We start from the raw sequence: 12,180 nt of genomic DNA, 5'->3' as shown, positions 1-12,180 counted from the left end.
CGTATGCCGCCCTGCCCTGGCCGTCGGCGCGGTACTCGTCCAGAAAGGCCGTCAGGTCCAGTTGCCGGACGGTGGCGATGACCTTCCAACACAGATGTCCGGCCGGAAGCCATTCCCGGATGTCCTGCGGCATCGCGAACGCGCAATCGACGTCATAGGTAACGAAGTTGAACCCCATGTGTCTGGCATCCGACTGATCAGCGTGGCTGAAACTCGAACAGTGGGAACTGCTTGACTATCCGAGAGCGGCAGTTGTGCGACAGCCTCGCGGTCTTCGTGCGGAGGTTCCGGAACCCGCGACGGACCCGGGCAGGAGTGAGTCCGTTCGGTTTGGCGGGCTTCTCCCGGGGGCGTCGCAAATCGTGGACCAGGGCTCGTGCGAGGGGCGGTGATCACGATCCACGTCCATCGATCCGCAGCTTCCGGGTCCCGGATCCCGGGCGCGGTCCAGCCGAGGGTCTGCTTGAACAGGCGAAACATGTGCTCGATGTCGAAGCGTCGCAGGAACGACTGCCGACAGCGGTCGACGTCGGCGTCGGTCGCGTCGGTCTTGGACCACCACAGCCGGACCGGCTCGGCCTCGCCGCCACTGGGCAGGATCCTTCGGTCCGCACTCCCCGGCGGCGACCAGGCGTTCGACTACCACGCGGACCCGGGCGGCGGTCGCGGCGGCGACGTCCTCGCCCGGCCCGAGCCGTACCGCGTCCAGGACCACGGTCCACGAGCTGCGACCGGGTTGCAGTGCGGCGACGACCGAGTAGGGCCGGCCCGGCACCATCCGGTGCATACCCTCGCCCCGCCCGTAGGTACGGCAGAAGGACCGGCCCGGGCTGGTGTCCGCATCCGGCCGCAACCACGGCGAGACGTCGACCGCGAGCACGATCCGCCCGTCCGCGGCCCTCGGCAGCGGCAGCCGAACCAGCGCGTCCCGCAACCGGGCGGTGTCGATCCGGCCCTGGTCGACCGCACCGTACAGCGCTCCGTGCCCACGACGGTGCTCCGGCGCGAGCGAGAGCCCGACCAGTGTCTTCACCGGCCCGTCGGCGCACAGCACCGCATCGGTCAACTCGAACAGCGCATCACCGCGACGGGTCAGGCAGCCATGGAACTCGTGCCGGAATTACGACAGTTGCCCGAACGCCTCAACCCGTTCCGGCCCGTACGACGGACCCGTCAGCATGGCCTTCGCCCCGATCCGTCATGTGCCCCTCGGTCGAAACACAGGATCCGGCGAGGGCCGCCGACACCACAACCGAACGTCGAAAACCTGGACACGGGACCGCCCGGGTGCTGCCGCGACGCACACTGAGGTAACCACGCAACGCAGTGCGTTCCCATGAGAAATCCGGAGCTGCGTCTACACGGACGTCGCGCCGTGGGCGGGATCGGTTCGTCGCGCGCCCGGCCCGAGGACATCGTGATCGGGGACCTTGATCCAGGCGATGGCGCCGGAGTCGTCCAGCCACAACCAGATGATGTCGTCGTCACGCTGCAAGGTCACCACCCCGGATCCGGAAGAACCGAACGAGGCCGTCAACAAGGCATCGCAGTCGGGCCGGCAGGGGCACCGAGCGAGGAACACCAGGTCACCGATCGTCGACGCCAAGGCGTGACCGTCCTCCTCGGTACCGAGCATCTCGACGATGTCTCGGGCGAGCGTCGGAAATACCTCCGCGAGACGCGGGCCTACCGGAGCGATCACGACCGGCAATCCATCGAGCAGCACAAGTACCCGCCGCCGGAGGTTGAACGTCAAGCTAAGGTGCTGTTCACCCGCACTGTGGCGATGCCATTGCGCATGTCATCGTTTCGGCCCTGGAGGTCAACACATGGGGGACCCCATAGGTGCCGGTAGCGTGCGCGGTGAGAGCCGTGCCGGGTTGTTCGTCGGCCGCGTTCGTGAATCGCAGCGGCTTGACGAGTGCGCGGACAAGGCGCGACGCGGCGAGTCGTGGCTCGCTGTCGTCGAGGGCGAGGCCGGCATCGGGAAGACCGCTCTCCTCCGCCGGTTCAGCGCCGACTTGGCGGGCTTCACACTCCTGTGGGCCACCGGTGACCCGTCGGAGAGCGACCTGCCGGGCGGCGTGGTCGGGCAGTTGGTGCGCCGCCTGGACCCGACACTCGTGAAGCGGTTCCCCTTGCTCGCGCAGGAAACGAGTGGCGCGCCCGCGCATGCCGTCGGTGGGCAGTTGCTGCTCCTGCTGGGCGCGCTGCAGGAGGACATGGGCCCGGTGGCGGTGGTGGTGGACGACCTCCAGTGGGCGGACACCCTGTCCGTGCAGACACTGGGGTTCGTCGTACGCCGGCTGTGGGCGGACCGGGTCCTGACGGTCCTGGCCACCCGCCCCGACGCCGAGGGCTCAGCCGGGGTGCCGGACCGGCTGGTGCGGTCGTCGGACCGTGCTGTGCGGATCGGGTTGGACGGGCTCGACGACGGCGATGTGGCCCAGCTGGCACGCGGGCTGATCGAGGCGCGGTTGGCTCCGGCCCTGGTCCGGCGGCTGCACGCCTACACCCGCGGGCACCCCCTCTACCTCCGCACGGTGTTGGCCGAGGTTCCCGTCGACACGCTCCGCGACGAGGCGTTCGAGCGGTGGCCGGTGCCCCGCTCGCTCCAGGTCGGGATCCGCGCCCAGGTCGACCGCCTCCCCCGCGAATCCGTGGAGCTGCTGGAGGCGATGGCGGTGCTGGACACGCGGGTTCCGCTCGCGACAGCCGCCCGACTCGCCGCACTCGAGGACCCGGCCCGCGCACTCGGCCCCGCGCTGGCGGTCGGACTCGCGCAGTGGTGGCCGACCGAACCGCAGAGCCCCGTCGCTCTGGTCCACGCCCTGCAACGCGACGCCGTGTACGACGCGATAGGCCCTGAACGCCGCCGCGCGCTGCACGCGGGTGCCGCGGCCCTGGTCGGTACGGCTGCGGCGTGGACGCACCGGGTCGCGGCGGCGACCAGCGCGGATCCGCAGCTCGCCGACGAGCTCGAGCAGTCCGCGACGCGCGAGGCGTCGAGCGGCCGCAACGCCTTGGCGGCGACGCGCCTGCTGTGGGCGTCCGCGTTGTCCGAGCATCGGGACGACCGCGAACGGCGGCTGTTGACCGCCTGCGCCCAGTCGCTCCTCACCATGCAGCCGGTCACCGCCGCCAAACTGCGGCCCCAGGTCGAGGACTGCGCGCCGGGGCCGCTGCGCAGTTGCGTGTTGGGTGTCATGGACATGACGGCCGGTCGGTTCCCGTCCGGCGAAGCACTGCTGAACAAGGCATGGCGGTCGGCTCTCGCCGAGCCGGGTGCCGACTGGGTGGCGGTGCTCGCAGGCACGTTCCTGGCCAACATCATGCTCCGCAACGGCCGCGGCGCCGAGACGGTGGAGATCGCCCGGCAGACCCTGACGATCGGCGATCTCGACCCCGCCACGACGGACTTCACCCGCGCCGTCCTGGCGACGGGCCGGCTCTGGGACCGCGGGCCGCGCGCGGCCCTGCGGGATGTCGCGCACCTGCCCGCGGAGAGCTCCACGGTGCCGGACCATCAGCTTGACACGCTGGCCACGCGCGGCGTCCTGCGCCTGTTTCTGGGGGAACTCGCCTCGGCCCGGGCCGATCTGGCGACCGTCGCAAGGCGCGACCGGCAAGGTGCCGGGTCGAAGCTCGGTTCCCTGACGCTCTCGCTCATGTCGGTGGTGGACTATCTCGACGGCGACTGGAACGCCGGAGAATCCGCGGCGGACCGCGCGCTGGCGATCGCGGCCGCCCAGGACCAGCGGATCGGCGACGCGGCGGCGCGGTTCGCCGCGGTGTGCGTGCAGGCCGGCCGCGGGCAGTGGGACGCGGCCGACGGACACGTCGAGGTCCTGTCCCAGCTCACCCAGGCCCTCGGCTCCCCCGTGGAGATCGTGTACTCGTCGCTGGCCGCGGCAACGCTGGCCCAGGCGCGGGCCGACCACCCGGCCATGCTGCGCGCGCTCGAACCGCTGCTCGACCGGGCGTCCCGCACCGAAGGCGACGGGATCCGGCTCCGGTTCAAGCCCTTCTGGCTGTGGCAGCAGTCCCTGCTGGTCGAGGCGTTGACCGGCACCGGACAACTCGCAGCCGCGGCGCGGGCGCTCCGCGACCTCCACGAGGGCTACGACGGCACCGGCTATCTCAGGATCGTCGTGGCCAGGCTCGCGGGTGTCCTCGCCGAAGCCGAGGGCCGGCCGCGCGACGCACTGGCGATCTACGAGCAGGCGGTGGGCTCCTCTGCCGCTGCGGAGGTGCACACGGATGCCGCCGCCGACAGCGCGCCGCTCTACCGCGCGATGCTCGAGCAGGCCTACGGACGAACCCTGTCGGCCACCGGATCCGCGCCCCGCCGCCAGGCCGCGAAGTGGCTCACGACGGCGCACGGTCGTTTCGGCGCACTGCGGGCGGACCCGTTCCTGCGCCGCTGCGCCGCGGACCTGTCGGCTGTCGGACTCGGCGCCCCCGCCGAGGGTCCCGACCGGCGGCCGGTCCTGACCGAACGGGAGCTGTCGGTAGCGCATCTCATCGCGGGGGGTCGGACCAATCAAGAGGCCGCGGCGGAGCTATACGTGAGCCACAAGACCATCGAGTACCACCTGTCCAACATCTACACCAAGCTCGGCATCTCCTCGCGCAGGCAGCTCGGCGAGGCTTTGGGCGGCCGCCGGGCATAGGCGCGGCCCCGCGAACTAGGGTCCGCCCCTAGGGTCCCCCAGGGAGGCTGGTGCTTGGCTGAAGCGGTGACGATACCGCTGTGGGTAGGTTCCCGTGCCCGACCCGCCCCGTTCACCGGGCGGCACAGCGAACTCGCCGCTGTGGCGACCCTGTTGGCCGGGGTTCGGGACGGGCGCAGTTGCACGCTCGTGCTGGGCGGCGAGCCCGGCGTCGGCAAGACGCGGCTGCTGGACCGGGTGGCCGAGACCGCCGGGGACCTCCGCGTCGTCAGGACCGCCGGGGTCGAGTCGGAGGCCCGCCTCGGCTTCGCGTCCCTGTACCGGCTGCTCCGTCCTCTGCTGGCCGGCCTCGACGCGCTCCCTGCTCCGCAACGCGAGGCACTCCGCTCGGCGTTCGGCATGTTCGCCGGTCCGCCGGCCGACCGGTACCTCGTCGGCATGGCCTGCCTCACGCTGCTGGCCGGGGCGGCGTTGGAGCAGCCGCTGCTGTGCCTGGTCGACGACCTGCAGTGGCTGGACCGCGAGTCGTCCGACGCGCTCGCGTTCGCCGCACGCCGCCTGCACGCCGACGCCATCGGCCTGATCCTGGCCGGCCGCGAGGAGCCCGCGGGCCCCGGACCATTCGACGGCATCGCCGCCCTCCGGCTCGACGGACTGCCGGGAGCCGACGCCGGGGCCCTGCTCAGAGCGGCTGTCCCGGGGCGCCTCGCCCCGGCGATGGCTGCCCGGATCGTCGCCGACACCGGCGGCAACCCGCTGGCCCTGATCGAGATCGCCGGCACCCTGGCACCCGAGCATCTGGCGGGCACGACGCCGCTGCACGCGCCGCTTCCGGTGGGCGCACGCCTCGAATCGCACTTCTCGCACCGTATCGGCGCCCTGCCCGCCGAGACCCGGGCGCTCCTGCTCCTCCTCTCCGCCGCCCCGCCCGAGGACTCGCTGCTGCTGTGGCGCGCGGCCGGTGTCCTCGGCATCCCCGCCAAGGCCGCGGACGCCGCAGTCTCCGCCGGCATCCTCGCTCCCGACGACCCCACCGGGTTCCGGCACCCCCTGATCCGCTCCGCGGTCTATCGGGGCGCGGACGCCGCGGATCGGCGCCGCGTGCACGAGACGCTCGCCGCGCTCAGCGATCCGGCCCGCGACCCGGTCCGCCGGGCCTGGCACCGGGCAGAGGCGACGATCGGGCTGGACGACGAAGTGGCCGCGGAGTTGGCGGCCGCCGCGCAGCGAGTCCGGGTCCGCGGCGGGTACGCGGAGCAGGCGGCGCTCCTCTCGCGGGCCGCGCAACTGTCCGCGGACGGTCGGCCCGCGCGCCTGATCGAGGCGGCGCGCGCGTATCTCGTCGCCGGGGATCCGGACGCGGCGCAGGCCCTTCTCGACCGGGCCATGCCGCTTCTCGGCCCCGGCGACCCGGTCCTGCACGCGCGCGCGGTGCGGGCCAGAGCAACCATCGATCTGTGCTTCGCACGCATCGCCGGCGTCCCACCCCTCCTCTTGGACGCGGCCCGCTCGATCGCCGACACCGAGCCGGCGCTGGCCCGAAAGATGTTGTTCGAAGGCATGCACGCGATGCTGCTCGGCAACCACAGCTCCCTCGCACCTCGGGACTTCGGTGGCGCCGTGCTGGGCTCACCCGCGATGCTGCCGGAGCCCTCGACCGCCGAAGACCTCCTGCTCAAGGGGTTCGCCGTACGCGTGCACGTCGGCCACCCGGCGTCCGTCCCGATCCTGCGCCGAGCGTTGGACGTCCTGTGCGAGGGACCCGACATCGTCGAGGACGGCCTGCCGCTCGCCGTGCTCGCCGGCTACGCCGCAGACGAACTGTGGGACGACGCGGGCGGATACGCGGCGAACAGGCGGCTCGAAGAACACGAACGCGGCAGCGGCGCGCTCAGTGCGTTGTGGACGACGCTGCTGGTGCGGTCCACGTGGGAGCAACGTGCCGGCCGCTTCGCCGCCGCGGCGGCCTGTATCGACGAGTCCGAGGAGCTTGCCGCGCTCGTCGGGCTGCCGCAGGTGGGCCCCGCCCACCGGATCGACCTGCTGGCCTGGAGCGGCCGTGAGGCGGAGACCCGGGCCGCCGCCGACGTGATCACACGGCACTGGGTGGCCGAGAAGGAGCACGACGCGTTCGGCGACTGGGCCCGCAACTGCCTCACCGTGCTGGAGATCGGTCATGGACGGTACGCCGAGGCACTGGCGTTGGCGCGGATCACCTTCGCGAAGGACAACTGCAGCGCGGCGGCCCGGGTGGCGCACGACGTCGTCGAGGCCGGCGTGCGCTGCGGCGACCATCACGCCGCGAAGGACGCGTTGACCCGTCTGGAGGAGCGCGCACCGGCAGCGGGCACCCCCTGGGCGCTGGGCCTGCTGGCCCGCTGCCGCGCGCTGATGGCCGACGACGACCACGCCGAGGCGCTGTACCTCGAATCCGTGGAGCTGCTCGGCCGGACGAAGGTGGCGACCGAATTGGCGCGGTCGCATCTGCTGTACGGCGAGTGGCTGCGTCGACGCAGGCGGCGCGGCGAGGCGCGTGTCGAACTGCGCACGGCGTACGAGATGTTCGCGGGGATGGGTGCGGCGGGGTTCGCCGAGCGTGCCCGCGTCGAACTGCGGGCCACCGGTGAGCACGCCAGGAAGCGCGATTCCCGGGGCGGGCTCGGCCTGACCCCGCAGGAGCGCCGGGTTGCGGAGCTGGCGGCCGGCGGAACCACCAACACCGAGATCGCCGCCCGGTTGTTCATCACGACGTCGACCGTCGAGTACCACCTCAACAAGGTCTTCCGCAGGCTCGGCATCACCTCGCGACGACAGCTCAAGTCCGTCCTCGACGACGGGGCCGCGGACGCATGAGGAGCCCGGACGCGGCGATCCCCGGCACGCCGGCGGGCCGGGGGATGCCGCTGCGGGACCCGGATCGTCCGCGAGGTCACGGGCCGTTGTTGAGGAAGGCCAGCAGGATGCCGGTGAGCTCGGCGGGGTGCTCCTCGTAGATCCAGTGGCCGGAGTCGCCGATGACCTTGCCGGTGACGTTCGTCGCGTATCGGATCGCCTGTTTCTCCAAGGTGTCGTCCAGGCTGTGGTCGGCGCCGATGGCCAGCACGGGCATGGTGAGCGGAGTCTTGACGTACGCGGCGTTGTCCGCGATGTCCTGCGGGAAGGCGCGGAACCACGCCAGGCTGCCGTTGAGGCGGTCGCGGTCCTTCAGGTAGCGGGCGAACACCGCGACCTCGTGCGCGGTGACCGATCCTTTGCGGAACTCCAGTTGGTCGATGAAGCGGTCGGTCCAGGTCCGTTCACGGCCGCGGATCATGGCTTCGGGCAGGCCGTTGGCGACGCTGAAGAACCCGAAGTTCCACACGCCCGGGCCGTCGGCGGTCAGCGCGGGGAACTGGTATATGCCCAGGTCGGGGATGGGTGCCTCGCTGAGCACGAGCTTGGTGACGTCGGTGGGGTGAGCCGCGGCGTAGGCGTACGCGACCATGGTGCCGATGTCGTGGCCGACGATCCGGACGTCCTGGTCGCGCCCGAGTGCGACCAACAGTCGGTGGATGTCGTCGGCCATGGTCTTCTTGTCGTAACCGGTCGCCGGGGCGTCGCTCTTGCCGGCGCCGCGCAGGTCGGGGGCGATGACGGTGTAGTGCTGGGCGAGGGCCGGAAGGATGTCGTGCCACTCGTACCAGGTCTGCGGGTAGCCGTGGATCAGTACCAGGGTCGGGCCGTGGCCACCGATGACGTAGTTGAGGTCGACCGCGCCGAGTTCGGCTTTGCGCTCGCCGAAGCCGACAGGTATGTGTTCTCTCGCGGATGCGGCCGCCGCGGGTGCGGGCTCGGCGGCACCCACGGTGACCGCCGCGGCGAAGACGGTGGTGGCGACGACGGCCGCGAGCATCGGTCGGCGGATGAGGGCATGCGTGAGCTTCACGTGTGCTCCGGTGGGATGGGAAGGACGGTGGTCGCCTGGACGTGGATGCGTCACAAAGTGGTGACGAGACCACCGTCGATGGTGAAGTCGGCCCCGGTGATGTTCGCCGCGCGGTCACCGGCCAAGTACACGACGAGGTCGGCGACTTCCTCCGGCCGGGTGAAGCGGCCGGTGGCGGCGGCGGCCGCGGCCTGCCTGGCCACGTCGTCGGCGGTGCCGCCCGCTGCCTGGGCCACGGTGGCCGCGACGCCGGACCGGCCGACCCACAGCGCGGTGGCGACCGGGCCGGGGCTGACGGTGTTCACGCGGATACCGCGCGGGCCGATTTCCTTCGACAGCGCTTTGCAGAAGTTGGACAGTGCCGCCTTGGCCGCCCCGTAGTCGATGACCAACGGGTCGGGCAGGAAGGCGTTGACGGAGCTGACGGTGACGATGCTTCCTGCGCCCCGGTCGAGGAGGATCGGCAGGGCCGCCCGCGTCGCGCGGACCGCCGCCAGGAAGTTGACGGTCAGCGTCGCGTCCCAGTCGTCGTCGGTCACGGTGAGGAAGCCCCCGGTGCGCGGCCGGACCGCGCCGACGTTGTTGACCAGGATGTCCAGCCCGCCGAACGCGGCGGTGGCTGAGGCGATCAGTTCGGCGGGTCCCGCCGGTTCGGCCAGGTCGACCGCCACCGCGACGACCCGGCCGTCGGCGGTGAGTTGCTCAAGTTCGGCGGTGACTTCGCGGGATCCGGCCACCACCCGCGCGCCTTCGTCGACCAGGGCGCGCGTGACGGCCAGTCCGATGCCGCGGCCGGCGCCGGTCACGACCGCCGTCCTGCCGGCGATTCCGAGTTCCATGTCGTGCTCCTTCCGCGGGGGACGCCCGGCTACAGGGAGTGCGAACGCAGCCAGGCCAGTGCCGTATCGGCGACTTCGCGCCAGCCGCTGTCGATGGTCAGGGAGTGACCCTTTTCGGGGAAGTCGGTGATGTCGGTGACGGCTTGCGAGTGCCGGTACTGCTTGAGCGTCGCGCGGGTGACGGACTCCGGGACGGTGTGGTCCTTGCCGCCGGTCATCAGCAGCAGGGGTCCGCGATGGGCGTTACCGGTGGCGACCTTGGCCGGCGAGTGGGGGTTGAAGTTGGCGGCCGCGGCCTCGAACAGGGGCTTGCCGGGCGCCGGAATCGCCCAGCGCTCGAACAGCACGTCGGACTCCTCGGCGGACACGGCGTTGCCGAACGCGAAGCGGAACTGCGCGGCGGTGAGAGAGACCGCGCGGTGCCGGTTCGCCGGGTTCTTGAACACCGGCAGGGTGGACCGCAGCGCCGACAGCGGCAGCGGAAGGACTCCCTTGATCTGGGCGGCGTCGACGGCGACGGCCGCGGCGGCCAGGTCCTGCCCGAGGAGCTTCTGGGCGATCATGCCGCCGAAGGAGTGGCCGACCAGGATCGGCGGCTGGTCCAGTCCGCGGATGATGCCGGCGTAGTGCTCGACGACGTCGTCGATGCCGTGGTCGGCGATGCTCTCCGGGTTCGCGCGCGCCTCGGCCACGGTGTCGGGGTCGCCGGGCCAGCCGGGCGCGGACGGCGCGTAGCCCTCGGCGCGGAACAGCTCGGTCCAGGCGTCCCAGGACGAGGCGTGCAGCCACAGGCCGTGGATGAACAGGACCGGTATGGGGGTCATCATCGCGGATTCTCCGTTCTCGGGTGCGGGAGGGACGGGGCCGGCGGCCGGGTCACGGGCGGGTGCCGAACGGGCCGAGCATCCCGGCGTCGATCCGGAAGGACTCGACCAAGGTGCCCGCGTTGTCCAGCGTGAACACGTCCGCGGCGGCCAGAACTCCGGTGTACTTCGCGACGACCGGCGCGGCGGCGGCCGCCGCGACCGCGTCCAGGTAGGTCTTGAAGACCGCCCAGGAGTTGCCGGCCGGGCCGTACTTCGCGAAGTACGGGGCCGGATCCAGGCTCATCGCGGCCCGTGTGGAGACCTCCAGGTCGGCCATGTAGGCCAGCTGGAGTTCTCCGTCGGCGCGTACCCCGAGCCGGCCGAGGTGGCCGCCGACCAGCGTCCGCCACGGGTAGGCCATCGCGATGTGCTGCGCGCGCAGCCAGGCCGGGATGTCCTGGGATACGGCGAGGTGCTTGAACGGCACCCAGCCCGGATACAGGACGTCGACCACCATCAGCGTCCGGTGGGCCGGGGCGTGGATGAAGATGTTGTCCGGTGAATGGTTCGGGCCGTGGTAGGCCAGTTCCAGGCGCTCGCCGCCCACCTGGAGCGTGTACCGGTCCTCGAACGTGACGGTCGGGGCGGGGCGATTGGGGTCCTTCGCGCGGAGCAGGAAGCGCCGGCATTCGCTGTGCCCGATGCGGACCACGTCCTTGCCGAGGATCGACGAGGCTCCGGCATGGTCGGCGTGGGAGTGCGAGTAGACCAGGTGGGTGACCGTGGCCGGACGGCCGTTGGCCCGGGTGACCTCGGCGATCGCCCGCAGCAGGTTGTGGCCGATGGTCGGCGGCGCGTCGACCAGGACGACGCCTTCCCGCGTGCTGAGGAACATGGCCTGGTAGTTGCCGTCCGTGACCCAGTACAGGTGTCCGTCGATACGGCCGACGAAGTAGCCCGCGCTGTTGAGCGCGGGACCCTGCGCTGCGGCCGGCACGGGTGCGAAGTCGGGGAGGTCGAGGTCGGGCGAGGGTGCGGCCTGCGCCGTACCTGCGAGCGCGCCGGTGGCGAGAACCACGGCGGGGATCGCCGCCGCGGCGGTCGCCGTGCGCAGGAACGTCCGGCGGTCCGCCAGGGGCGGCCCGGGTTTCGCGGTCATGGTCTGGCCTTTCGGGATCGGTCTGGCGCCCGGGTCGGTCGGGTGGATCGTGGATCGGGTGGATCGGGCCCAGGACACCACCCGGCCGGCAACGCTCGCACCGTGGAAAGACCCCAGTCCCGTTGTCGGACGCGGCCGCCGCAGGGCTGGGGTTCTCCCCGGGCGGGAGCCGACAGGGCAGCTGTGCGCGGACGGCACAATGACTCCTCCACGCGCCTCGGCAGACACCGATGGGTCGTCGAGCGAACGGTGTCCTGGCTGAACGCGTTCCGCCGACTCCACCGTCGATACGAGGTCAAGGCATCGCACTTCGGAGCGTTCGTCAGCATCGCGGCCGCATTCATTTGCTACCGCCGATACGCCAAATGAGACGGCTTCCAAGACTCTTTGAAGCGTCTAGCACCATGAGGACTCCGGTGGAGCACCCCGCATATGAAGTAGTGCTCCCCGGCGGCCTAATCCCAGATGGTGCCCTTACCCCCAGGCGACCCGCTCCGGCGCAATAGCGAATCCTGATGTCGGGGTAACGAAGCGTGTCGCCCGTCATCGACCCGTAACCGTCCGTTAAGCTCGCGCCGCCACACAGGTTCCGACTCTTCACGGAGGGCAGGACGGCAAGGATCAATCGCGAGCGTCTCGTCGGAACGCTGACGTTCTGGCTGCGTCCGGCCTTCGCGTTGCGAGTCGTCAACCGGTTTCAGCGGATCGTCGGTTTCGACCGCTCGATGGCCCTGGCGTCCAGCGCCCTCACCGCACTGGTTCCGCTCGCGGTCCTCGG

At 71.5% G+C, this 12,180-nt stretch carries 7 protein-coding genes and 2 pseudogenes; 3 read left to right on the top strand and 6 right to left on the bottom strand.

Annotated elements, in window-relative coordinates; genetic code table 11:
* Nucleotides 1-266 precede the first annotated feature (266 nt).
* A pseudogene (locus tag A3IC_RS64460) lies at nucleotides 267-1,096 on the bottom strand (transposase); the annotation flags it as partial.
* Nucleotides 1,097-1,357: 261 nt separating this feature from the next.
* On the bottom strand, nucleotides 1,358-1,702 hold the full coding sequence (locus A3IC_RS0109030; protein ID WP_158695862.1) for a hypothetical protein: 345 nt from the start codon (nucleotides 1,700-1,702) through the stop codon (nucleotides 1,358-1,360).
* A 127-nt stretch (nucleotides 1,703-1,829) separates the two neighbouring features.
* Between A3IC_RS0109030 and A3IC_RS0109025 the strand changes: the two genes are divergently transcribed.
* Nucleotides 1,830-4,673: a helix-turn-helix transcriptional regulator gene (locus tag A3IC_RS0109025; protein WP_106668835.1), complete on the top strand. Its 2,844-nt coding sequence runs from the start codon at nucleotides 1,830-1,832 to the stop codon at nucleotides 4,671-4,673.
* 54 nt (nucleotides 4,674-4,727) lie between these two features.
* On the top strand, nucleotides 4,728-7,526 hold the full coding sequence (locus tag A3IC_RS0109020; protein ID WP_211232273.1) for a helix-turn-helix transcriptional regulator: 2,799 nt from the start codon (nucleotides 4,728-4,730) through the stop codon (nucleotides 7,524-7,526).
* A 76-nt stretch (nucleotides 7,527-7,602) separates the two neighbouring features.
* On the opposite strand, the gene A3IC_RS0109015 is transcribed toward A3IC_RS0109020, so the two are convergent.
* From A3IC_RS0109015 to A3IC_RS0109000, 4 genes are read right to left on the bottom strand one after another with little or no spacing between them, the layout of a single operon-like run.
* Complete coding sequence (locus A3IC_RS0109015) at nucleotides 7,603-8,598, bottom strand: alpha/beta fold hydrolase (protein WP_020549737.1); 996 nt, start codon at nucleotides 8,596-8,598, stop codon at nucleotides 7,603-7,605.
* Between the two features lie 50 nt (nucleotides 8,599-8,648).
* Nucleotides 8,649-9,437, bottom strand: coding sequence for an SDR family NAD(P)-dependent oxidoreductase (locus A3IC_RS0109010; RefSeq protein ID WP_020549736.1), 789 nt, complete (start codon nucleotides 9,435-9,437; stop codon nucleotides 8,649-8,651).
* Nucleotides 9,438-9,466: 29 nt separating this feature from the next.
* The gene (locus tag A3IC_RS0109005) at nucleotides 9,467-10,264 is read right to left on the bottom strand and encodes an alpha/beta hydrolase (protein ID WP_020549735.1); all 798 of its coding nucleotides are present in this window, start codon (nucleotides 10,262-10,264) and stop codon (nucleotides 9,467-9,469) included.
* A 49-nt stretch (nucleotides 10,265-10,313) separates the two neighbouring features.
* Nucleotides 10,314-11,402, bottom strand: a complete 1,089-nt coding sequence (locus tag A3IC_RS0109000) for an MBL fold metallo-hydrolase (protein WP_020549734.1) — start codon at nucleotides 11,400-11,402, stop codon at nucleotides 10,314-10,316.
* A 201-nt stretch (nucleotides 11,403-11,603) separates the two neighbouring features.
* On the opposite strand from A3IC_RS0109000, the pseudogene A3IC_RS67290 reads away from it, so the two are divergent.
* Nucleotides 11,604-11,771: pseudogene (locus A3IC_RS67290) on the top strand (transposase); the annotation flags it as partial.
* Between the last annotated feature and the right edge of the window lie 409 nt (nucleotides 11,772-12,180).

Source organism: Embleya scabrispora DSM 41855 (assembly GCF_000372745.1).
Lineage (GTDB): Bacteria > Actinomycetota > Actinomycetes > Streptomycetales > Streptomycetaceae > Embleya > Embleya scabrispora.
Note: the sequence above shows the minus strand (reverse complement) of the source record. Positions and strands in the feature narration are given on the sequence as shown.